Genomic DNA, 20,744 nt, shown 5'->3' on the forward strand with positions numbered 1-20,744 from the left:
TGGGGTAGTTCGTATTGCGCCCGCGATCGGTGCGGGCAGGGATAATCAGATAGCGTCTTCGTCCTTTTCGCCCGTGCGGATGCGCAGGGCGCTTTCGATGGAGCTGACGAAGATCTTGCCGTCGCCTATGCGGCCGGTCTGAGCGGCTGCGGCAATGGCTTCGACGGTGCGCTCGGCGATGTCGGTCGGGACGATCACCTCGAGCTTCACCTTGGGCAAGAAATCGACGACGTATTCGGCGCCGCGATAGAGTTCGGTATGGCCCTTCTGGCGGCCGAAGCCCTTGGCCTCGGTAACGGTGATGCCCGAGACGCCGATTTCGTGCAGCGCCTCCTTCACCTCGTCGAGCTTGAAGGGCTTGATGATCGCTTCGATCTTTTTCACGTGTCCACCGGTCCCGTCTCTGGCCCGTGCAGGGAGTGTCCGCACACAGACCTAATGTGTTCTTGCGCGCGTCGTTCCAAGAAGCGTGCCAAACAGGCAATTGGCGGAAATGCGCGGGTGCGGCTGAGGGAGTGGTGGGCAGTTGCCCAAAGGCTGGACGATGTCTGCCTAAAAATTAGGCAGATGGAAGTTTGAGGCCGGAGGTTTCATCGAGGCCGCACAAGAGGTTGAGGTTCTGTACGGCCGCCCCGCTGGCACCCTTGCCGAGGTTGTCGAGCCGCGCGACGAGGCGGGCGTGCCAGCCGCCTTCATTGCCGAATACGAACAGCTCCATCCCGTCGCCCGGAGCCGCGTCGGCATCGAGCAGGAGCTCGGCGGGAGTGTCGCCCGTGTATACGGAAACCACTTTCGAATCCGCGTAATGCCGAGCCAATCCCTCGCGCAGGGCGTCTGCATGCGGCTCGCCTTCCATGGCGCCGAGATGTAGCGGCACTTCGACCAGCATCCCCCGGAATGCCGGGACCACGGCGGGGGCGAAGATGACCGGATGCTCCAGCCCTGCATGCGCCTGCATTTCGGGCAGGTGCTTGTGCGCCAGATCGTAGCCATAGCCGCGGAAGGCAGGGGGCGGAGTGAGGATTTCATAGCGCTCGATCAGCGCCTTGCCGCCGCCCGAATAGCCGCTCACCGCATTGACCGTATAGGGCCAGTCGGCTGGCAACAGCCCTTCGCGGACCAGCGGGGCGACGAGGGCGAGGAATCCGGTCGGATAGCAGCCCGGATTGCTTACCCTGCGGGCATCGGCGACACGCTCGCGCCCGACCAGTTCGGGAAAGCCGTAGCACCAGCCTTCGGCCGTACGGTGAGCGGATGAGGCATCGATGACCCGCGTTCCGCTTGTCGGGTCGATCAGGCTCACAGCCTCGCGCGCAGCCTCGTCGGGCAGGCAGAGGATGGCGACATCCGCTTCGTTCAGCGCCTCGCGCCTTGCGGCCCTGTCCTTGCGCTGCGCATCGTCCAGTGTGATGAGCGAAAACTCGTCGCGGCCCGCCAGCCGCTCTGCGATTTCGAGGCCGGTCGTGCCGGCCGCGCCGTCGATGAAGACCTTATGCGTCACTGTCGGGCGCGAGCGCGGACCTGTGCGCATATCCGCTCGGCCCTTCCGGCCCTGCGGTAATCCACACCCAGTCGCCTTCGCAGTCGAGCAGTTCGACGGCCGAGCCTGCAGCGAGCGTCGCTCCGTCAGCCGCGTCGTCGCGCGAGGCCAGCTTCAGGGTGACATCCTCGGACCCGATCTTGCGATCGTGCGGGATCACGTAATGCGCGGCGAGGAAACGGCCGGCGAGCGCAATATGGGCGAGGTCGCCGCGCACGGGCATCGTGCCCGGAGCAGGCTTCTTGACGGGACCCTTCAGTCCGACGATTCCTTCGGGCAGGCTATAATCGGCCGCAGCACTCACTAAGGTCATTTCCCTGTTGCAATCGCGTGGCGCTTAACCGCGCTCCCCCTGCAGGGCAAGCGCGGCGGGCAAACTATGCCGATTTGAAACGCTTTTGCAGCATGTGCCAGGCGGCGCGCAGGCCGTAGGCATCGCCGCCCTTGGGACGCCCGGGCTTGGCGGAAGGGCGCCATGCAAAGGTGTCGAAATGCGCCCAGTCGATGCCGTCGCCGACGAACTTGTCGAGGAAAAGCCCCGCCACGCTGGCGCCCGCAAAGGCGTTGCCGTGGGCGTTGTTGGTGTCGGCAATGTCGGAGGAGAGCCATTCGGCATAGGCTTCGGGCAGCGGCAGGCGCCAGGGATGATCGTCATGCGCCTTGCCCGCTTCGATCAGAGCGTCGGCGGTCTCGTCTTTGCGGGCCATCAGGGCGGGGAAGTCGGGTCCGAGGGCCACGCGCGCCGCGCCGGTGAGGGTGGCGAAATCGAGGATCAGCTCGGGCTTCTCCTCGCTCGCGCGGGTCAGGGCATCGCCGAGGATCAGCCGCCCTTCGGCATCGGTATTGCCGATTTCGACCGTCAGTCCTTTTCGCGATTTGAGTACGTCGCCGGGGCGGAAACTGTTGCCGGAAATCGCGTTCTCGACCGCCGGGACCAGCAGGTGCAGCCTCACGGGAAGTTTCGCGCCCATGATCAGACCGGCCAGCGCGATCGCGTGCGCCGCGCCGCCCATGTCCTTCTTCATCAACAGCATGCCCGAAGAGCTCTTCACGTCGAGACCGCCGCTGTCGAAGCAGACGCCCTTGCCGACCACGGCGATTACCGGATCGCTATCCTTGCCCCAAGTCAGGTGCATGATGCGCGGGGCATGGTGGCGCGTCGCCGCGCGGCCCACGGCGTGGACCATCGGGTATTCCTGCTCGAGCTGGTCGCCGCGCGTGACCGAGAGTTTCCCGCCGTGCGCCTTGGCCAGCTTCTCGCACTGATCTTCCAGCGCAGCAGGGCCCATGTCCTCTGCGGGCGTATTGACGAGGTCGCGCACGAGACACACCGCCTTTGCCTCTGCCACCGCAGCATCGATCTTTTTGGCTTCCTTGGTCAAAAGGATACGTGGACCCACCGGCTTGTCGGGCTTCTTGTACCGCTCGAAGTGATATTGCGCAGTCTGCCACCCATGCAGTGCAGGTCCCGGCTCGCCCTTGGCGCGGCGATAGGTGCCTTCCGGCAGCGCTTCGGCCAGCTTCGCCATGCACCAGCTCGACAGCTTGTCGGGATCGGCAACGCCGCCCACTGCGAACCAGCCATCGCCATCGGGAACAATCCCGACCTGGTAGCCACCGCCCTCGAATTTCTGTGCCTCGAGTGCGGCGCGCTGGCCTGCCGACAATGACTTCGCCCAATCGGCAAATCCGTCCTTGTTCACCAGATGGATGGGGATAGCCTCCTGTCCCCGGTCTGCCTGGATTAGGTCGGCTTTGTCGGCCATGATATTCCCCTCGGATTAATCTGCTGCGTGCCAAGGTAATTCGATGCGAAAGTCCCTGTTCCTGATTTCCCTCGCCCTGTCGAGCGCAGCCTGCTCGCAATCGGCGGATGAAGCGCCCGCATCTGAAGAAAGCGCGCTGTCGCCCGCTGCCAGCGCGACAGCGGTTACGAAATCCGATGCAGGTGTGGAAGCGAAGGCTTTCGAATTCGAGGACGATGCCAGCCGGAATGGAGGGACCCGCGAATTCGCTTACAGCTGGCCCGCAGCCGCGGCGCGCGAACCGAAACTGGCGGCGCAGCTCGATGCAGAGCGCGTGCGCGAGCTTGAAGCGCAAAAGGCCGATTGGGAAAAATCGCTCGTGGATTTTCCGGATGGCTGCGTGTCCTGCATCGGGCGCGGGTTCGACAAGGAGTGGAAGGTTGTAGCCGACCTGCCGCAATGGCTCAGCCTGTCGGCAGACCTATACCTTTATACCGGCGGCGCGCACGGCATGAGTGGCAAGACATCGCTGGTGTGGGATCGCCGCGGAGAAGTCGGCGTGAAGGGCGTCGAGCTGTTCAAATCGCCCGTTGCTCTGGAAACGGCGCTGGGGGTCCGCCTGTGCGACGCGCTCAATGTTGCGCGAGAGAAGCGCAGGGGGATGAAAATCGACCCGACAAGCGGCGACATGTTCGATGACTGCCCGGGTATCGATGAAAGTGCTGTGCTTGTCGGCTCTTCGAACGGCGAGACTTTCGACCGCATCGGTATCTACTTCGGGCCCTATGTTGCGGGCTCCTATGCGGAAGGTGCCTACGAACTCAATTTCCCCGTCACCGCCTCGATCATCGATGCGGTAAAGCCGCAATATGCCAATGCTTTCAGCGTGAAACGCTAGGGCGCTCGCAATTCGGCCGCAGGGTCGCTACATGGACGCGCATGACCGAATATCAGGTGATCGATAGCGAACAGACCGTCTACCGCGACGGCACCATCAAGCTGCACGGCCCCGAAGGCTTCGAAGGCATGCGCAAGGCCGGGCGCCTTGCCGCCGAAATCCTCGACGAGCTGACCGGCATGGTCGAACCCGGGGTGACCACCGGCCAGATCGACGACAAGGTGCGCGAAATGACGCTCGATGCCGGTGCTGTGCCCGCGACCATGGGCTATCGCGGCTATTCCCATAGTTGCTGCACCTCGATCAACCATGTGATCTGTCACGGCATCCCTTCGGACAAGGCGCTGAAGGAAGGCGACATCGTCAACATCGACGTAACGCCGCTTCTTGACGGCTGGCACGGCGATACCAGCCGCATGTTCTTCGCCGGCGAACCGCCGCTCAAGGCCAAGAAGCTGGTCGAGGTGACCTATGAATGCCTCATGCTCGGTATCGAGGCGGCGAGCCGGCCCGGCGCGCGGCTGGGCGATATCGGTGCAGTGATCGAGGCGCATGCGCGCCAGCATCGCTATGGCGTCGTGCAGGAATTCTGCGGTCACGGCCTCGGTCGCCTGTTCCACGATGCGCCCGAAGTAATCCACACCGGCCGCATGGGCACCGGCCCGCTGCTCAAGCCCGGCATGTTCTTCACCATCGAACCGATGATCAACCTCGGCCGCCCGCACGCCAAGATGCTTAGCGACGGTTGGACCGCCGTGACCCGCGACAAGTCGCTCTCGGCGCAATTCGAGCACTCGATCGGAATTACCGAGAACGGGGTGGAGATCTTCACCGAAAGCCCCAAGGGCCTTCACAAACCGCCTTACTGAGGCACTAACTACCGCTGTGCCTGGTCTGCTCGAGCAGCAGCCGCTCCTTCGCGGCGCGGCTCTGCGTGATGACGTGATCGACCCCCTCGATGGTGATCATATATTCGCTGGACTGCGAAATCTCGATCAGGCCCTTCGATTTCAGGTACCAGGTGTGGAATTCGAAGCTTTCGTCCGAACAGCCTAGCTCCCTCTGGAGGTAATAAGGCATGACGCCGGGCTCGCGCGCATTTTCGCGGCGTTTCTTGTAAAGCGCGAGCAAGAGCTCCTCGTGCAATTCCGCATCCTGAACGGCAGTGGCACCGTCGATCACGATATCGTCTCGCGGCTGCGCGGGCTGGGCATCCACGCCATTCACCTCGGCATAGAGGCGATCGTATTTGTCGCGCTTGCTCGCACTTTTCAGGATCTTGTAGGCGCGGGTGATGTCCTGGAATTTCTCGACATCCGCGGTGTCCGCGTGATCGGGATGGTAGAGCTGCGCGAGCCGCCTGTAGGCCTTGTCGATTTCCGAGCGCGTGGCAGCGTGTTCGATCTCGAACAGCGCATAGAGGTCCACGAAATCCTCGTCGTCTTCCATTTCCGGCTTTCCGTCCGTCTCGATGCGACCGCTCCCGATTAGCGCCGGACGGCAGGGCTGTCATCCGGTCTTGTACCGTTGTCTTTTAAGTGAAGGAAAAGGTCAACTTTCCCGGCTCGCGCGGATCGCCGCAGCCGATGCGAACGGAGCGAGCGCGACGAGGACGAGACTGATTGCGGCGGTGAACAACAGTGCCGAGGGGTCGGGGCGGGCGAGGGCGCCTGCGCCGAAGATCAGGATCGGCACGGCGAGCGGAATGACCATCAGTCCGGCCAGCGCGGCGCCTCCACGCATGCTGGCGGTGAGTGCGGCGACTGCAAGGCCCACGGCGGCAAGGCCGGGCGTCCCGGCAAGGAGGCCGAGAAGGACCGTACGCGTTGTCTCGCCGTCCAGGCCCAGCAAAGCGGCAGCGGGAAGGGTGGCGAGCAGCAGCAGCGGGGCAAAGGCGAGCCAGTGGGCGAGAAGGCGCACCGCCATTGCCAGTTCCTCCGATACATCTCTCAGATAGAGCTGGTCGAACACCCCCGCATCGAGATCGTCGGTGACGAGCTTTTCGAGCGGCAGGATCGCGGCAAGGAGCGCCGCTACCCAGATTACCCCGCCACCGGTCCGCGCCAGCAGTTGCGCATCGGGACCGACAGCAAAAGGATAAAGCATCGCCACCGCAAGGAAGAACAACAGCGGCAGCACACCGCCTCCGCTGCCGCCCGGCATCAGGCGGGCGAGGTCGCGGCGCAGCAGGGTCAGCGCCGCGCTCATGCGGCGTAATCCTCGATTGCGAGGGTCTTGCCTTGGGGCAGGGCGAAGGGCTGGTGCGAGGCGACGACGGTGATCCCGCCGCCGTTGCAGTGGAGGGCAACCAGCGCCTCCACGCTCTTGCGTGCCTGCGTGTCGAGGCCGTTCAGCGGTTCGTCGAGCAGCCAGATCGGGCAATTGCGGTTGAGCAATCGCGCCAGCGCAGCGCGCTTCTTCTGGCCGGTCGAGAGGTAGCGCACCGGAACGTCGAGCAGCGGTTCGAGCTGCAGGACTTCAAGCGCGCGGCCCGGGTCGCGGCAGCCGTCCAGACGCTCCCAGAATTCGAGGGCACGGCCCAGCGGCAAGTTGGGATCGAGGGAGAGGCGCTCGTCGACCAGTCCTATCCCGCCAACCGAAGAAACCTCGCCGGCAAAGGGACGCAAAAGGCCTGCAAGGATGCGGATAAGGCTGGATTTTCCAACGCCGTTGGAACCGGTCACCTGCACCGCATCGCCGGGCGCGCACGCCAGCGACAGCCCCTTGAAGAGCAGCCTATCGCCCCTGCGGCAGGCGATGTCGGTCGCGATCAGCTGCGCTTGCATGGGGCGCAGCGATAGGCAAAAGGCTCCCTCGCGACAAGCACAGGAGATTCGCGAAGATGCCCGTCGAAGAGCTGACCCCCGAAGAACGCGAGACCTGGCTGCGCGCATTGCCCGAATGGTCGCTCACCCGGGAAGGCAAGGCGATCGAGCGCAAGTTCGAATTCGGAGACTTCGCCGAAGCCTTCGCTTTCATGACCCGCATCGCGATCAAGGCCGACAAGGCCGACCACCATCCCGAATGGTTCAACGTCTACAACAGGGTCGAGATCACCCTGACCACGCATGATGCGGGCGGACTTTCGCTGCGCGACGTCAACATGGCCAAGAAGATCGACAAGCTGGTCTAGGCTTATTTCCAGGCGCTTTCGCCGCGGCGAACCATGCGCCGCAACCTTCCGGGCATCCACCGCCGGGCGAAGGCGAGCTTCTTCGTAGTCTTTCCCAGGAGGTGATGTAATTCGTCGGAATGGACCGCGCGCCATGCCGCAGCGGCCACGTCGGCGACCGGAAGGACTTCGCCCTTCTGTTCGGTCACATTGTCGCGGATGATGTCGTTCGACGATCGGTTGGGCGTCTTGTCGAGCAACGGGGTATCGACGAATATCGGGCAGAGCGAGGCCACCTTAATGCCTTCTTCCGACCATTCCGCATCGAAGGCCTCAGTCAGGCTCCGAACTGCTGCCTTGCTGGCGCAATAGACGCTGATATCGGCCAAGCCGTAAAGCCCGGCAATGCTTGCAGTGTTGAGCAGGCACGACCCGGGAGCAGTTCTGGCGAGATGCGGGTGAGCGGCCTTGGCGCCGAAGATCACCCCTGTTACGTTGATGTCGATACACGCCGAGATTTCTTCTGCGCTCAGCGTATCGATCGGTCCGCCGGGTGCGATGCCTGCGTTGTTGACCACGACGTCAATTCGCCCGCCCGCAGCCGTGGCGAAAGCGTCGAGCGCTTCCTCCCACTGATCGAGTTTGCGCACATCGAAAGTGTGCCGGTAGCTGAAGCCGTGCTTCATCATTCCGAGGGTCTCGCGCATGCCCGCCTCGTCGACATCGCCCACGCCGACGAACCAGTCACGCTCGGCGAAATAGAGGGCGATGGCGCGGCCGATGCCCGATGCGCCTCCGGTGACGAAGATAGCCTTGCGCGTGCTCATGAAACCTCTCGTGAATTACAATGCAGGGTCGGCATAGGCATGCCAGGTGAAGATGGCCATGGCACCGCGATAGGGCTTCCACTTTTCGGCCAGCTCGCGCGTCTGCTTCTCGCTTGGGCGTTCGGGCAAGTCGAGCATCTTGCCGAGTGCCGCCTGCACCGCGAGGTCGCCTGCGGGCCAGATGTCCTGCCTTCCCTCGGCAAACAGCAGGTAGATTTCCGCCGACCAGCGCCCGATGCCCTTGATGCGCGTGAGTTCTACAATGGCCTCCTCGTCATCCTCCGGCAGGTTCTCCAGATCGAGCTCGCCACTCGCCACCAGTTCGCACAGGGATCGCGCATAGCCCTGTTTCTGGCGCGACAAACCGCAGCCGCGCAAAGTGTCGAAATCGCGGGCGAGCAATTCGTGCGCGTGCATCTCCTCGCCCAGCTCGGCTTCCAGCTTGTTCCAAACCGAAGACGCGGCCGCGACGCTTACTTGCTGGCCGACGATGGTGCGCAGCAGCGTGCGGTATCCGGTCTCGCGTATACGCTCTTCGGGATACCCGACGCGCTCTATCGCGCCTGCCACAGTCTTGTCTTCTGCCGCCACCGCATCGAGGTGATCGCGTATCTGCGCCCTTGTGAGACCCATTGTGTGGCTTGCCTTCCCGCGCCGGTTTGAATAGCAGCCCCACGCATACGGCCCGCGCGGCGGGCGATGCAACACAGGAATCCATCGATGCCCAAGCTGATCGTCACCACCCGCGAAGGCGATACTTCCGAAATCGAGGTCGAAGACGGCCTGACCGTGATGGAGGCCATCCGCGACAATGGCTTCGACGAGCTGCTGGCGCTGTGCGGCGGCTGCTGTTCGTGCGCGACCTGCCATGTGCATGTCGACCCCGAATTTACCGGCAAGCTGCCCGCGATGAGCGAGGACGAGGACGACCTGCTCGAGAGCAGCGACCACCGCGTCGAGACCTCGCGCCTTTCGTGCCAGATCCCATTCAGCGCGGATCTCGACGGCCTCAAGGTTACTATCGCGCCTGAAGATTGATGTTGTTTGCGGGTTAAGGCGTGCGCGCCTAACTCGGCCATCATGACACAAATTCCCGTACGCGAGCAGACGCTCGACCTCATCGGCAACACCCCGCTTGTCCGCCTCGAAGGGCCGAGCGAGGAAGCCGGCTGCGATATTTATGGCAAATGCGAATTCGCCAATCCCGGCGCTTCGGTGAAGGACCGCGCCGCGCTCTACATCATCCGCGATGCGGAAAAACGCGGGGTGCTGAAACCGGGTGGTACCGTGGTCGAGGGCACCGCCGGCAACACCGGTATCGGCATCGCGCTGGTGGCCAATGCGCTTGGCTACAAGACGATCATCGTGATGCCCGACAACCAGTCGAAGGAAAAGATGCAGACCATCCGTGCTTTGGGCGCGGAGCTGGTCACCGTCCCTCCGACCAAATATGCCGACTGCAACCACTTCCAGCACGTCTCGCGGCGCATGGCGGAGGAAACCGAAAACGCCATCTGGGCGGGGCAGTTCGACAATACCGCCAACCGCAAGGCGCATATCGAAGGCACGGCGAAGGAACTGTGGGAACAACTCGATGGCAGGATCGACGGATTCACCTGCGCGGCTGGCACGGGCGGCACGATTGCCGGCGTGGGCATGGGCCTCAAGGAATTCGACGAGAATGTCGTGATTGCGCTGACCGACCCGCACGGCGCAGCGCTCTATAACTACTTCGCTAATGGCGAATTGAAGGGCGAAGGCTCCTCGGTCGCCGAGGGCATCGGCCAGGGCCGCATCACCGGCAATCTCGAAGGCGCGCCGATCGACACCCAGTTCCGCATATCGGACGAGGAAGGCCTCAAATGGGTTTCCCGCCTGCTGCGCGAGGAAGGCCTGTGTCTTGGCCTGTCCAGCGGCATCAATGTCGCTGGCGCGATCGAACTGGGCAAGAAGCTGGTCGCTGAAGGGCGCGAAAACCCGCGTGTGGCGACGATCCTGTGCGATACCGGATTTCGCTACCTCTCGACGCTTTACGATGCCGACTGGCTGCGCTCTAAAGACCTGCCGGTCTTCGACTGGCTCGCCACAAGCGATTGACGCGGGCGGCCTGAATGCCCAAGATTCCCGGCATGCCGCGAACTTTCGACCTGACCCGCAGCGCGCCGGGCGCACCTGAGCTTACCGATGTTCCACTCGCCGGGTCGCGCGCGCAATCGATGCAGCGCCTGCAGATCGGTATCGGCGGCGTGGTGCTGATGGTGCTGCTGGTCGGGCTTGCCAGCTTGATCCAGGACCGCACACGCGAGGTCGATGCCGCGTCGGTTCCGGCGGCGGCAGCAACGACCGAGCCGACCGCAGCACCCACGCAGCAGGATCCGCTGGTCGATGCCGGTGTGGTGCCCGACCTGCCCGCACAGCCAACTCCGACCACGGCGCAATCGCCCGCGGTCGTTCCGGAACAGGGCGTGCCCGATGATCTTCAGCGCGAGCCGTAATATCCTTGCGGCCATAGCGCTGGTCCTGCTTTCCGCTTGCGGGGGCAGTGCTGCCGAAGACCAGGCCGCCCGGAGCGAGGTGAGCGAGACCAAGCCGAAGCTGGGCCTTTTCACCACTCTCCCGATCTATTGGGGGGAGGGGGATTTCGGCGCCATTCTCGATGGCACGAGCAAGCCGGACTGGGTGCGAACAGAGCTGGAGAGCAGGTTTGAACTCGTTCCGCTCGATACACTCGAAGCCGATGCGCTGGAGGGTCTCGACCGGGTTCTGCTTGCCCAGCCAAGGCCACTTGCCCCGTCAGAGAATGTGGCTTTCGATGCATTCCTTGCCGGAGGAGGCAGGGCGGTAATCATGGCGGACCCCATGCTGACCCGTCATTCGGGTTACCGCATAGGTGACAAGCGCAGGCCGCAGGATGTGGTGCTGCTCTCGCCCATATTCGATCGGCTGGGTATCGAATTGAGGTTCGACGAGGACCAAGAGGAAGGCGAGCGGGTACTTCGGCAGTCGAATGTCGACTTCCCGGTAAACCTGGCCGGCCAGTTCGTGGCCAAGGACACCGGGGAACCATCGCGTCGATGCCACGCGCTCGAGGACGGCCTGATCGCCCAATGCGTAAATGGCGAAGGCGAGGCCTATCTGTTCGCAGACGCCGCTCTCCTCGACTGGGAATGGGGTGATCCGGTCCCGGCGAAGCGCAAGCAGGCACTCTGGCGGCTGCTCGATCCGCTGCTCCCTGAACCTCAAAACTAGCCTCACGGGAAATTGCGGGACTCGGCGCGGGAATTTGCGGGACTCGGCTGGAGGTCATGCGGGACAGCCGCCGATTCCCTTGGTTTTTCCGTAGGCTAAGTTAAGGATCTGTTAACGATATGCACAGGCTTTTGCGGATAAGAATGCAATCAAATCAATGTATTACAGATTAATCCCGTAAAATCCCGCAATTTTCCCTTCCATCCCCGCGCCTCCCGCGATAATTAACTCAGACATCGGACATGCCAGTGTCTTTGCGCGCGTCGCCGAAAGCGATGCGAGCCGTGAAAGCGCATGCTTTTGCGGACGGGGGAGGTGTGTTCGGCGGAAGAGGTGAAAACGCCAACTGGGCCAAGCTGCGGGGACTGGGGAGTGCAATTCGGAGGGTACAGCGGACAAGCCTATTCGCCTGCAGGCGATAAGGGCCGCTTTGTGCTTCCGCCCCTGTTCCGCAAGGCCGTGAAGGAAAGCTCCGACGGCCGCGTGCTGTGCCTCATGAAGCATCCCACATGGAATTGCCTCGTCGGCTTCGGCCTGTCGCGCAAGGAAGAGCTCGAAGCCCAGCTCGACCGCGAGGAAGACCGCGCAACCGCCCTAAACCGCGATTTCGACCGCGATACCCGCGCCAGCCAGCTCTTCGGCTTCGTCGAAATGCCCTTCGACGACAGCGGGCGTTTCGTCATGCCCGAACACCTGCGCAGCCTCGGCAAGATCGAGGACGGCCTTTATTTCCAGGGCGGCGGACGCTTCTTCACCTTGTGGAACCCCGAACAGCTCGCCGAAATGGGCGATGAATGGGCCAGCGCCAAGGCCGCCTGCGACAGCCTGGTCGCCGAAGCGAAGGCGAAGGGCAAATGAGCGCCGCACCGCACATCCCCGTCCTCCTCGACGAGGTGATCGAAGCTCTCGACCCGCAGCCGGGCGACGTGCTGATCGACGCGACTTTCGGCGCGGGCGGTTATACGCGCGCGCTGCTGGAGCGCGGCGCCACCGTGCATGCATTCGACAGGGACCCCGACGCCATTGCTTCGGGTCGCACCTGGCGGGAGACGGAGAGTACTCCGCCCCGCCTCATCCTTCACCCGCATCGCTTTTCCGAAATGCTCGACGTGATGCGCGCCGCCGGTGTCGAACGCGTCGACGGGGTCGTCATGGATATCGGCGTGTCCTCGATGCAGCTCGACCAGGCCGAGCGCGGCTTTGCCTTCTCCAGCGACGGCCCGCTCGACATGCGCATGAGCCAGGACGGCGAAAGCGCGGCCGATTTCCTCAACACTGCCGAGGAAAGCACCATCGCGGACGTGATCTACCAGTATGGCGAGGAGCGCCAGTCGCGCCGCGTCGCGCGGGCGATCGTCGCTGCGCGCCCGCTGGAGACGACCGGCGAACTCGCGAATGTCGTGCGCAAGGCGCTGGGCCACAAGCCGCATGACAAGAAAGACCCGGCCACCCGCACATTCCAGGCCATCAGGATTCACGTGAACGGCGAACTCGACGAACTGTCCCAAGGGTTGCGAGCCGCCGAGCACCTGCTGCGCGAAGGGGGCCGCCTTGCCGTGGTTTCCTTCCACAGCCTCGAAGACCGGATCGTCAAGCGCTTCCTGCGCGAGGCATCCTCAACCCCGAGCGGCTCGCGTCACGTCCCCATGGCGGCGCAGGTCGATCCGGTCTTCTCCAGAGTTTCGAAGGCGATCAAGCCCGGCGCAGCCGAAATCGATCGCAACCCGCGCGCGCGTTCTTCCGTCCTGCGTCACGCGATCCGCACCAGCACGCCGGCAAGGGAGGCAGCATAATGGCCAAGGTCTCACGCATCCGTCAGGTGGGCTGGCTCATGTTGCTCGGTATCTGCGTGGCCATGTTCCTCGCGCTCACTTTCCGCGTGAACGCGGTGAAGAGCGAGGTGCGCCTGCTCGAGCGCCAGATCATCGCGGCGAAAAAGTCGAAGCAGATGCTCGAAACCGAATTCCAGACCCGCGCCAGCCAGGCCCAGCTGGCTGCGTGGAACCAGGTCGAGTTCGGCTATGACGCGCCGCGCGCCGACCAGTATGTCGAGCACGAACGCCAGCTGGCCGTACTCGGCACTCCCCGCGGCATGGATGCGCCTGAAATGATCCGCGTGGCCAAGGCCGACACCGGCCCGGTCGAGGAGGATGGTCTCTTCGGCGACTGGCTCGAGGAGGATACGCCCGAGCGCGCCACGGTTGCCGTGGCCAGGGTCGAGCAGCCCACGCGCCAGCTCGCGACCAGCCTCGCGCAGCGGCTCGCCCGGCCCGCCAACACCTCCGTCGCAATGGCAGAGGTCGGCCGGTGAACGCATTCTCCGCTCTCCACGGTGGACCGGGAGCGGTTAGCATGGCGATGGCGAGCGGGCGGGTGCAACTCGTCAGCATTCGCCAGAAATCGCTCGACCTGGCGCGCTGGCGCGTCTTGTGGATTGCCCTGATCTTCGCGCTGGTCGCGGCCGCCGCCCTGATGCGCATCGCTTATCTCGGTGCCGGCGGCGAGGGTGCGCGCGCGACCTCGCTCGAAGCTGCGCTGCTGCCCGATCGGGGCGAGATCGTCGACCGTAACGGCGTGCCCCTCGCGCGCGCATTCCCTGCCTATGCCCTGTGGTTCAATCCCGATGCCTTGGGTGAGGGGGAGCAGCCGCTGATCGCCAAGCCGGTGGAGGTCGCGGCCAAGCTCAAGGCGATCTTCCCCGAAATGGACGAAAAGAAAGTCGCCGCCCAGTTGGCGAGCGGCAAGGGCGCCTATATCCGCCGCCGTCTGCTGCCCGAGGAAGCCAATCGCGTGCAGGACATTGGCGAACTCGCGCTTGAAATGCCGATGGAGAACGACCGGCATTATCCGCAAGGCCAGATGGCCGCGCATGTGCTCGGCTATGTCGCCGCTGACGGTTCGGGCCGCGTGGGCATGGAGCAGGTCTTCGACGAGCATCTTACCAGCCCGCTGACGCGCGGCACGCCGGTGGCGCTCAGCATCGACGTGCGCGTGCAGGGCGCACTCGAAGACGAACTGCGCCGCGGCATGAAACTCACCCAGGCGCAGGGCGCGGCGGGGATAGTGCTCGATGTCGATACCGGCGAAGTGCTCGCGCTTGCGTCCTTGCCCGAATTCGATCCGAACAAGATCGACGCCGAGGGCCAGAAGCTGATGTTCAACCGCGTGACCAACCAGGTCTACGAACTGGGTTCGACCTTCAAGCCGCTCACCGTCGCCGCTGCCATCGACAGCGGTACGATCCGCGATCTTGGCCGCCAGTTCGATGCAACCCCGGTCAAGGTTGGGCGTTTCACCATTCGTGACAGTCACGAAATGGGTGCGACGCTGAACGCGGTGGAGACGCTGATCCATTCATCGAACACCACCACCGCTCGTATCGCCGACGAAGTGGGACCGGAGCGGATGCGCCAGTACATGATGGATCTCGGCATGAACGGTCGCCCGGAAATAGAGCTTCCCGCCAAGGGTTTCCCGCTCTGGCCGGGCGAGAAATGGGCGCGGCTCACCAATATGACGGTCGGTTTCGGCCACGGTATCGCGGTCACGCCGCTGCATCTCGCCAGTGCCTATGCGGCGATGGTCAACGGCGGGGTCTATCGCCCGGCAACGCTCAAGAAACTGGGCCCCGGCGCGGCGCCCAAGGGCCGCCGCGTGTTCAAGGCCTCGACCTCGAGCCGCATGCGCCAGATGATGCGCGCGATTTCGATCTACGGCACCGGCCGTAATGCCAACGCTCCTGGCTACCGCGTCGGCGGCAAGACGGGCTCTGCCGAAAAGCCGGGCGGCAAGGGCGGCTATCGCCGCACCGCGCTGGTTTCCACTTTTGCTGCGGCCTTCCCGATGGACCGCCCGCGCTATGTCGTGATTGCCATGCTCGACGAGCCCAAGGGTACGCTTGCCAGTTCCTACCAGCGCACCGCCGCCTGGAACGCTGCGCCCATCGTGGGCCGCCTCGTCCCGCGCATCGGCCCGCTGATCGGCGTGCGCCCCGACGACAAGCGCGACATCGACATTTCCGCCATTACCCCGCTCATTCCCGAGGCGCAAAATGAAGCTGAGTAAGATTTGCGCAGGCGCGGGCGTCGATTGCCCCGAGGGCGGCGACACCAATGTCACCGGTTTCGCCATCGACAACCGCAAGGTCGCGCCCGGCACCGTGTTCGGCGCATTCCAGGGCACGCAGGTCAACGGCGAAGATTTCATTCCCGCCGCGATCGAGGCTGGCGCAATCGCTGTAGTGGCGCGCAAGGAAGTCAAGGTCGACGGCGCGACCCACATCGCCACCGACACTCCGCGCAAATGCTTCGCTGAGATGGCCGCGCAGTTCTTCACTCCCGTGCCCGAGCACATCGTCGCGGTGACCGGTACCAACGGCAAAACCAGCTGCGTCGAGATGACCCGCCAGATCTGGCGCATGTCGGGCGAACGCGCGGCGAGCATCGGCACGCTGGGGGTCACCACACCCGATGAGAGCGTGTCGACCGGCCTCACCACGCCCGATATCGTCACCTTCCTCTCCAACATGAGCGGGCTGGCGCGCGAGGGCGTCACGCATGTCGCCTATGAGGCATCGAGCCACGGCCTTTCGCAATATCGCAACGAGGGGCTGCCGGTAATGGCGGCAGGCTTCACAAACTTCAGCCGCGATCACCTCGATTACCACGCGGACATGGAAGACTATTTCGCCGCCAAGATGCGCCTCTTCGACGAGGTCGTGTCGGACGGGGCGACGGCGGTTATCTGGATGGGAACGGGCGACAGCGGCTGGAACAAGCGCGTTGTCGAGCACGCGAGCAAGCGTGGTCTCAATGTCATGACCGTTGGCGAACAGGGCGAGCATATCCGCCTGACCCGCCGCGAACCGACGCAGCTCGGCCAGTCGCTAACCGTTGAGCACGAAGGGACCGAGCGCACCATCAACCTGCCGCTTATCGGTGCCTACCAGGTTTCGAACGCACTGGTCTCGGCAGGCCTTGCGCTTGCCACTGGGATCGATGCCAGCCGCGTGTGGGATGCCGTCGCGCGCCTCCAGCCGGTTCGCGGTCGCCTCGAACGCGCAGTCATCGCGCCTTCGGGTGCCCCGGTTTATATCGACTATGCCCACACGCCCGACGCGATCGAGGCCGCCATCGCTGCGCTGCGTCCGCATGTGACGGGCCGGCTCATCACCGTCTTCGGCGCGGGCGGCGACCGCGATCATGGCAAGCGCGCGCCCATGGGTGAAGCGGCCGCCAAGGCGAGCGACCTCGTCATCGTCACCGACGACAATCCGCGCGGCGAAGATCCTGCGGAAATCCGCCGCGCGGTGCTTGAAGGCGCGCCGCAAGCACGCGAAGTGGCGGGTCGTCGCGAAGCCATCCATGCGGCCATTGCCGAAGCGGGACGGGACGACATCGTCCTCGTCGCGGGCAAGGGCCACGAAACGGGTCAGATCATCGGATCGGGAGAAAACATGCGGGTCCATCCCTTCAACGACGTCGAGGTCGCACGCGAATGCGCGGCGGCCATCTCCAGAGGTGACGCATGAGCGCCGCCATCCTGCGCCATCCGGCCTATCTCGAATGGCCCGCCGACCCGCGCGACCGCCTGCCTCTAACCCTTTGGGACGCACAGAGCATTGCCGAGGCGGTCGGCGGGGAAGCGAGCTGCGACTTCCAGGTGGCAGGCGTCGAGATGGACAGCCGCGATGTCGTCAATGGCGACCTCTTCATTGCGCTGAAGGGCGAGGCGATGGACGGCCACCGCTTCCTCGACAAGGCCTTCGAAAACGGCGCGGCGGCGGCGATCGTGGATCGTCCGGTCGACTATCCGCATATCCTGGTTGCCGACACCACCGAGGCCCTGAAGGCGCTGGCCAAGGCTGCCCGCAGCCGGACCGAGGCAAGGATCATCGGCGTCACCGGTTCGGTCGGCAAGACAGGGGTGAAGGAAGCCATCTTCGCCAGTCTCGAACGCGCCAGCCGCGGCGCTGCGCACCGTTCTACGCGCAGCTACAACAATCACGTCGGCGTGCCGCTGAGCCTTGCGCGCATGCCCGCGCGCAGCCGCTTCGGCATCTTCGAGATGGGCATGAACAATGCCGGCGAAATCGAGGGGCTGACCACCCAGGTACGCCCGCATGTCGCCGTCATCACCACGATCGCGCCCGCGCATATCGAGAATCTCGGCTCGATGGAGGCCATTGCCGACGCCAAGGCGGAAATCTTCTCCGGGCTGGGGCCGGGCGGGATCGCGGTCATCCCCGCCGACAGCGAATATTTCGACAGGCTCAAGGACGCCGCAGACAAACTCGGCGCGAAAATCGTCAGCTTCGGCCGCGCGCCGCATTCCGATGTGCGCCTGCTCGATGCGATCCCGAGCGCCAATGGCGGCAGCCTCGTGACCTGCGAATTCGGCGTGCCGGGCGTCGACGGGGGGCGCCTGTGCTACACCGTTGCCGAGCCGGGCGATCACTGGGTCATCAATTCGCTTGCCGTGATGGCGGCAGTCCGTGCAGCCGGTGGTGATATGGCCGCGGCCGGTCTCGCGCTGGCCGAGATGGGCGGTTTGAAGGGTCGCGGTGCGCGCCACGGTATCGATGCGCCGGGCGGCAAGGCGCTGCTGATCGATGAGAGCTACAACGCCAATCCCGCCAGCATGCGCGCCACGCTGGCGCAGCTGGGCCAGACGCCGTCGAGCCGCCGCATAGCCGTGCTGGGTTCGATGAAGGAACTGGGCGACTTTGCCGACAAGTTCCACGGCCAGCTCTCGCAGCCGCTGATCAACGCCGATGTCGACTATGCGTTGCTGGTTGGCGACGAGATGCGCGCTCTTGCCCGCGAACTGGGGAAACCCGCCTTCAACTCGCTTGGCAAGCCGCTAGAGTGGGAGCATTGCTCGAATGCCGAGGAAGCCATCGCCAGGCTCGAGGAATTCGGGCTGATCGCCGGAGACGCCGTGCTGGTGAAGGGATCGAACTCGGTCGGGCTCGGCAAGCTCGTCGAACACTTTACCTAGGAGCCACAGCGGCCCAATGCTCTATCTCCTCGCCGAGTATTTCAATTTCGAAGGGCTGTTCAACCTCGTGCGCTACCAGACGGCGCGCGCGGGGGCGACGCTGCTGACGGCGCTGATCATCGGCCTGTTCATCGGTCCGCGCTTCATCGACATGCTGCGTGTGCGCCAGGGCAAGGGCCAGCCGATCCGCGAAGACGGGCCGCAGACCCACCTTGCCAAGGTCGGTACGCCGACGATGGGCGGGTTGATGATCCTCATCAGCCTCTTCCTTTCGCTGATGCTGTGGATGGACTTGCGCAATCCCTTCATCTGGGCCTGTCTTGCAGTGACCGGCGGCTTCGGTCTGATCGGTTTCCTCGACGATTACGACAAGGTCTCCAAGGCCAGCCACAAGGGTGTGTCGGGCAGGGTCCGCCTGCTGCTGGAATTCGCCGTTGCCGGCGTGGCGAGCTGGCTGATCGTCAGCCAGATCAACACCTTCGTCTACGTCCCCTTCGTCAACAATTTCGGCATCGAACTGGGGCCGCTCTACTACGTCTTCGCCGCGACCGTGATCGTGGGATCGGGCAATGCGGTGAACCTCACCGACGGGCTCGACGGACTTGCGACAATGCCGGTGATTATCGCTGCGGGTACCTTCGCGGTGATCGCCTATCTCGTGGGCCGCGTGGACTATTCGGAATATCTCGGCATTCCCTATGTCGAAGGCGCGGGCGAGCTGGCGATTTTCTGCGCGGCTATCATGGGCGCGGGGCTCGCCTTCCTGTGGTTCAACGCGCCGCCTGCCGCCGTCTTCATGGGCGATACCGGCTCGCTGGCACTGGGTGGCGCTCTGGGCGCGATTGCCGTGGCGACGCATCACGAGATCGTGCTGGCGATCGTCGGCGGGCTGTTCGTGTTCGAGGCGCTTTCGGTCATCATCCAGGTCTTTTGGTTCAAGCGCACGGGCCGGCGGGTCTTCCGCATGGCGCCCATCCACCACCATTTCGAGCAGCTCGGCTGGTCCGAGAGCAAGGTCGTGATCCGCTTCTGGATCGTCGCCATCGTGCTCGCACTCCTGGGGCTGGCAACGCTCAAGCTCAGATGATCACCTCGCCCGCCTGGAAGGACAAGAAATACGCGGTGCTCGGCCTCGCGCGGTCCGGCCGGGCGACGGTCGAGGCGCTTCTTGCCGCGGGCGCGGACGTGCTGGTGTGGGACGACCGCGAGGAAGCGCGCGAGCCATACAACGGTCGCTGCGCCATCGGCGATCCGCTGGAGGCGGACTTGGCGGGCTTTGCAGGCGTGGTCGTCAGCCCCGGCGTCCCGCTCAACACCCACCCGATCAAGCCGCATGCCGACAGCTTCGGCGTGCCTGTGATCGGCGACATCGAGCTGTTCGCACAGGCGCGCGAGAACCTGCCTCCGCACAAGGTCGTCGGCATCACCGGCACCAATGGCAAGTCGACCACCACCGCGCTGGTCCACCACATCCTCAAGACCGCAGCCGTGCCGACCACCATGGGCGGCAATATCGGCCTGCCGATCCTAGAGCAGGAGCCGCTGCCCGAAGGCGGGGTATATGTGCTGGAGCTCTCGAGCTACCAGATCGACCTGACCTTTTCGCTCGATTGCGATGTGGCGGTGCTGCTGAACATCACGCCGGACCATCTGGATCGGTATGATGGTGACATGAACGCTTACGCCGAGGCCAAGGCGCGGCTGTTCGACCTGCAATCCGAAGAACACACCAAGATATTCGCCGGCAATGACATCTACAGCGATGCGATCGCCGACACGCTCCGCGATGAAGCGGAGGAGCCAATCTTCGCCTACCCGCGCGCAACGGGATCGCCAGCCCTGTCTGGACCCCATAATGCACAAAACGCCAGCGCGGCGGCGCATGCTTGCGAAGCGTTGGGCGTTTCAGATGCGGACATTGAGCACGGGCTATCCTCGTATACGGGCCTCCCGCATCGTATGGAGCGTGTCTCCGAAATTTTCGGCGTCGCTTACGTCAACGACAGCAAGGGCACGAACACCGCCGCCTCTGCCCCCGCGCTGGCGGCGTTCGACAACATCCACTGGATACTCGGGGGGCTCGCCAAAGAGCCGGGGCTGGGTGAATGCGAGGCCGAACTCGGCCACGTCAAAGCCGCCTACACCATCGGCAAGGCCGGGCCGGACTTCGCCGCTCTGCTGGAGGGCCGCGTGCCAGTGGAGCAATGCGAAACGCTCGACCGCGCAGTGACCTCCGCAGCCGCAAAGGCTGAGGCAGGCGACACCGTCCTCCTCTCGCCCGCCTGCGCCAGCTTCGACCAGTACATCGACTTCGAAAAGCGCGGCGAGCATTTCCGTGAACTCGTGGAGGCCCAAAGGGAAAAAGCGCAGTGAC

General features: G+C 64.2%; 24 protein-coding genes. 15 read left to right on the forward strand and 9 right to left on the reverse strand.

Annotation, left to right across the window (positions count from 1 at the left end):
* Positions 1–45 precede the first annotated feature (45 nt).
* The 4 genes from K3178_RS03165 to K3178_RS03180 form a co-directional block, all read right to left on the reverse strand.
* Complete coding sequence (locus tag K3178_RS03165) at positions 46–384, reverse strand: P-II family nitrogen regulator (RefSeq protein WP_221569924.1); 339 nt, start codon at positions 382–384, stop codon at positions 46–48.
* A 175-nt stretch (positions 385–559) separates the two neighbouring features.
* Entirely contained in the window at positions 560–1,501 is a 942-nt protein-coding gene (argC, locus tag K3178_RS03170) for an N-acetyl-gamma-glutamyl-phosphate reductase (protein WP_221569925.1), read from the reverse strand.
* Positions 1,491–1,844, reverse strand: a complete 354-nt coding sequence (locus K3178_RS03175) for an SH3 domain-containing protein (protein ID WP_221569926.1) — start codon at positions 1,842–1,844, stop codon at positions 1,491–1,493. Before K3178_RS03175 ends, argC begins: the two co-directional genes overlap by 11 nt.
* A 73-nt stretch (positions 1,845–1,917) precedes the next feature.
* The gene (locus K3178_RS03180) at positions 1,918–3,306 is read right to left on the reverse strand and encodes a leucyl aminopeptidase family protein (RefSeq protein WP_221569927.1); all 1,389 of its coding nucleotides are present in this window, start codon (positions 3,304–3,306) and stop codon (positions 1,918–1,920) included.
* 43 nt (positions 3,307–3,349) lie between these two features.
* Here K3178_RS03180 and K3178_RS03185 point away from each other — a divergent pair, with 43 nt between their 5' ends.
* Both K3178_RS03185 and map read left to right on the forward strand, forming a co-directional pair.
* Positions 3,350–4,183, forward strand: a complete 834-nt coding sequence (locus K3178_RS03185) for a PdaC/SigV domain-containing protein (RefSeq protein WP_221569928.1) — start codon at positions 3,350–3,352, stop codon at positions 4,181–4,183.
* Between the two features lie 41 nt (positions 4,184–4,224).
* Complete coding sequence (gene map / locus K3178_RS03190; protein ID WP_221569929.1) at positions 4,225–5,052, forward strand: type I methionyl aminopeptidase; 828 nt, start codon at positions 4,225–4,227, stop codon at positions 5,050–5,052.
* Between the two features lie 4 nt (positions 5,053–5,056).
* Here the strand turns inward: map and K3178_RS03195 are convergent, their stop codons facing one another.
* The 3 genes from K3178_RS03195 to ccmA form a co-directional block, all read right to left on the reverse strand.
* Positions 5,057–5,632 (reverse strand): J domain-containing protein, encoded by a 576-nt coding sequence (locus tag K3178_RS03195; protein WP_221569930.1) that lies wholly within the window; start codon positions 5,630–5,632, stop codon positions 5,057–5,059.
* A gap of 102 nt (positions 5,633–5,734) precedes the next feature.
* A complete protein-coding gene (locus tag K3178_RS03200) occupies positions 5,735–6,391 on the reverse strand; it encodes a heme exporter protein CcmB (RefSeq protein WP_221569931.1) in 657 nt (218 codons plus the stop codon).
* Entirely contained in the window at positions 6,388–6,969 is a 582-nt protein-coding gene (ccmA, locus tag K3178_RS03205) for a heme ABC exporter ATP-binding protein CcmA (protein WP_221569932.1), read from the reverse strand. Before ccmA ends, K3178_RS03200 begins: the two co-directional genes overlap by 4 nt.
* Positions 6,970–7,025: 56 nt before the next feature.
* Between ccmA and K3178_RS03210 the strand changes: the two genes are divergently transcribed.
* Positions 7,026–7,316, forward strand: coding sequence for a 4a-hydroxytetrahydrobiopterin dehydratase (locus tag K3178_RS03210; RefSeq protein ID WP_221569933.1), 291 nt, complete (start codon positions 7,026–7,028; stop codon positions 7,314–7,316).
* A gap of 2 nt (positions 7,317–7,318) precedes the next feature.
* Here the strand turns inward: K3178_RS03210 and K3178_RS03215 are convergent, their stop codons facing one another.
* Together K3178_RS03215 and K3178_RS03220 are read right to left on the reverse strand one after the other, a co-directional pair.
* On the reverse strand, positions 7,319–8,122 hold the full coding sequence (locus K3178_RS03215) for an SDR family oxidoreductase (RefSeq protein ID WP_221569934.1): 804 nt from the start codon (positions 8,120–8,122) through the stop codon (positions 7,319–7,321).
* Positions 8,123–8,137: 15 nt separating this feature from the next.
* Positions 8,138–8,755 (reverse strand): DNA-3-methyladenine glycosylase family protein, encoded by a 618-nt coding sequence (locus K3178_RS03220; protein ID WP_221569935.1) that lies wholly within the window; start codon positions 8,753–8,755, stop codon positions 8,138–8,140.
* 87 nt (positions 8,756–8,842) lie between these two features.
* Between K3178_RS03220 and K3178_RS03225 the strand changes: the two genes are divergently transcribed.
* From K3178_RS03225 to murD, 12 genes are all read left to right on the forward strand, one after another.
* On the forward strand, positions 8,843–9,160 hold the full coding sequence (locus K3178_RS03225; protein WP_221569936.1) for a 2Fe-2S iron-sulfur cluster-binding protein: 318 nt from the start codon (positions 8,843–8,845) through the stop codon (positions 9,158–9,160).
* A 42-nt stretch (positions 9,161–9,202) separates the two neighbouring features.
* Positions 9,203–10,219, forward strand: coding sequence for a cysteine synthase A (locus K3178_RS03230; RefSeq protein WP_221569937.1), 1,017 nt, complete (start codon positions 9,203–9,205; stop codon positions 10,217–10,219).
* Positions 10,220–10,233: 14 nt separating this feature from the next.
* Entirely contained in the window at positions 10,234–10,617 is a 384-nt protein-coding gene (locus K3178_RS03235; RefSeq protein WP_221569938.1) for a hypothetical protein, read from the forward strand.
* Complete coding sequence (locus K3178_RS03240; protein ID WP_221569939.1) at positions 10,595–11,371, forward strand: GldG family protein; 777 nt, start codon at positions 10,595–10,597, stop codon at positions 11,369–11,371. The genes K3178_RS03235 and K3178_RS03240 overlap by 23 nt, the downstream gene beginning before the upstream one ends.
* A gap of 432 nt (positions 11,372–11,803) precedes the next feature.
* Positions 11,804–12,229: a division/cell wall cluster transcriptional repressor MraZ gene (locus K3178_RS03245; protein ID WP_345719841.1), complete on the forward strand. Its 426-nt coding sequence runs from the start codon at positions 11,804–11,806 to the stop codon at positions 12,227–12,229.
* Positions 12,226–13,164 carry a 16S rRNA (cytosine(1402)-N(4))-methyltransferase RsmH gene (gene rsmH / locus K3178_RS03250; RefSeq protein ID WP_221569941.1) on the forward strand — a complete coding sequence of 313 codons (939 nt, stop codon included), beginning with the start codon at positions 12,226–12,228 and terminating at the stop codon, positions 13,162–13,164. Before K3178_RS03245 ends, rsmH begins: the two co-directional genes overlap by 4 nt.
* Positions 13,164–13,682, forward strand: a complete 519-nt coding sequence (locus K3178_RS03255) for a hypothetical protein (protein WP_221569942.1) — start codon at positions 13,164–13,166, stop codon at positions 13,680–13,682. Before rsmH ends, K3178_RS03255 begins: the two co-directional genes overlap by 1 nt.
* Before the next feature lie 41 nt (positions 13,683–13,723).
* Positions 13,724–15,436: a peptidoglycan D,D-transpeptidase FtsI family protein gene (locus tag K3178_RS03260; protein ID WP_221570764.1), complete on the forward strand. Its 1,713-nt coding sequence runs from the start codon at positions 13,724–13,726 to the stop codon at positions 15,434–15,436.
* Positions 15,423–16,901 carry a UDP-N-acetylmuramoyl-L-alanyl-D-glutamate--2,6-diaminopimelate ligase gene (locus tag K3178_RS03265; protein WP_221569943.1) on the forward strand — a complete coding sequence of 493 codons (1,479 nt, stop codon included), beginning with the start codon at positions 15,423–15,425 and terminating at the stop codon, positions 16,899–16,901. Before K3178_RS03260 ends, K3178_RS03265 begins: the two co-directional genes overlap by 14 nt.
* Complete coding sequence (locus K3178_RS03270) at positions 16,898–18,370, forward strand: UDP-N-acetylmuramoyl-tripeptide--D-alanyl-D-alanine ligase (protein WP_221569944.1); 1,473 nt, start codon at positions 16,898–16,900, stop codon at positions 18,368–18,370. The genes K3178_RS03265 and K3178_RS03270 overlap by 4 nt, the downstream gene beginning before the upstream one ends.
* A 16-nt stretch (positions 18,371–18,386) precedes the next feature.
* Positions 18,387–19,457, forward strand: coding sequence for a phospho-N-acetylmuramoyl-pentapeptide-transferase (mraY, locus tag K3178_RS03275; RefSeq protein WP_221569945.1), 1,071 nt, complete (start codon positions 18,387–18,389; stop codon positions 19,455–19,457).
* Complete coding sequence (gene murD, locus K3178_RS03280) at positions 19,454–20,743, forward strand: UDP-N-acetylmuramoyl-L-alanine--D-glutamate ligase (RefSeq protein WP_221569946.1); 1,290 nt, start codon at positions 19,454–19,456, stop codon at positions 20,741–20,743. Before mraY ends, murD begins: the two co-directional genes overlap by 4 nt.
* Position 20,744: the final 1 nt, after the last annotated feature.

This window comes from Qipengyuania sphaerica (assembly GCF_019711595.1).
Classification (GTDB): domain Bacteria; phylum Pseudomonadota; class Alphaproteobacteria; order Sphingomonadales; family Sphingomonadaceae; genus Qipengyuania; species Qipengyuania sphaerica.

Bases quoted from the DNA above. Each gene is read 5' to 3' on its own strand.
- K3178_RS03270 (WP_221569944.1), top strand. From the start codon at position 16,898: ATGAGCGCCGCCATCCTGCGCCATCCGGCCTATCTCGAATGGCCCGCC.
- K3178_RS03235 (WP_221569938.1), top strand. From the start codon at position 10,234: ATGCCCAAGATTCCCGGCATGCCGCGAACTTTCGACCTGACCCGCAGC.
- K3178_RS03195 (WP_221569930.1), bottom strand. From the start codon at position 5,632: ATGGAAGACGACGAGGATTTCGTGGACCTCTATGCGCTGTTCGAGATC.
- K3178_RS03255 (WP_221569942.1), top strand. From the start codon at position 13,164: ATGGCCAAGGTCTCACGCATCCGTCAGGTGGGCTGGCTCATGTTGCTC.
- K3178_RS03225 (WP_221569936.1), top strand. From the start codon at position 8,843: ATGCCCAAGCTGATCGTCACCACCCGCGAAGGCGATACTTCCGAAATC.
- K3178_RS03185 (WP_221569928.1), top strand. From the start codon at position 3,350: ATGCGAAAGTCCCTGTTCCTGATTTCCCTCGCCCTGTCGAGCGCAGCC.
- K3178_RS03265 (WP_221569943.1), top strand. From the start codon at position 15,423: ATGAAGCTGAGTAAGATTTGCGCAGGCGCGGGCGTCGATTGCCCCGAG.
- K3178_RS03260 (WP_221570764.1), top strand. From the start codon at position 13,724: ATGGCGATGGCGAGCGGGCGGGTGCAACTCGTCAGCATTCGCCAGAAA.
- K3178_RS03240 (WP_221569939.1), top strand. From the start codon at position 10,595: ATGATCTTCAGCGCGAGCCGTAATATCCTTGCGGCCATAGCGCTGGTC.
- murD (WP_221569946.1), top strand. From the start codon at position 19,454: ATGATCACCTCGCCCGCCTGGAAGGACAAGAAATACGCGGTGCTCGGC.
- rsmH (WP_221569941.1), top strand. From the start codon at position 12,226: ATGAGCGCCGCACCGCACATCCCCGTCCTCCTCGACGAGGTGATCGAA.
- K3178_RS03200 (WP_221569931.1), bottom strand. From the start codon at position 6,391: ATGAGCGCGGCGCTGACCCTGCTGCGCCGCGACCTCGCCCGCCTGATG.
- K3178_RS03180 (WP_221569927.1), bottom strand. From the start codon at position 3,306: ATGGCCGACAAAGCCGACCTAATCCAGGCAGACCGGGGACAGGAGGCT.
- ccmA (WP_221569932.1), bottom strand. From the start codon at position 6,969: ATGCAAGCGCAGCTGATCGCGACCGACATCGCCTGCCGCAGGGGCGAT.
- mraY (WP_221569945.1), top strand. From the start codon at position 18,387: ATGCTCTATCTCCTCGCCGAGTATTTCAATTTCGAAGGGCTGTTCAAC.
- K3178_RS03215 (WP_221569934.1), bottom strand. From the start codon at position 8,122: ATGAGCACGCGCAAGGCTATCTTCGTCACCGGAGGCGCATCGGGCATC.
- map (WP_221569929.1), top strand. From the start codon at position 4,225: ATGACCGAATATCAGGTGATCGATAGCGAACAGACCGTCTACCGCGAC.
- K3178_RS03230 (WP_221569937.1), top strand. From the start codon at position 9,203: ATGACACAAATTCCCGTACGCGAGCAGACGCTCGACCTCATCGGCAAC.
- K3178_RS03210 (WP_221569933.1), top strand. From the start codon at position 7,026: ATGCCCGTCGAAGAGCTGACCCCCGAAGAACGCGAGACCTGGCTGCGC.
- K3178_RS03220 (WP_221569935.1), bottom strand. From the start codon at position 8,755: ATGGGTCTCACAAGGGCGCAGATACGCGATCACCTCGATGCGGTGGCG.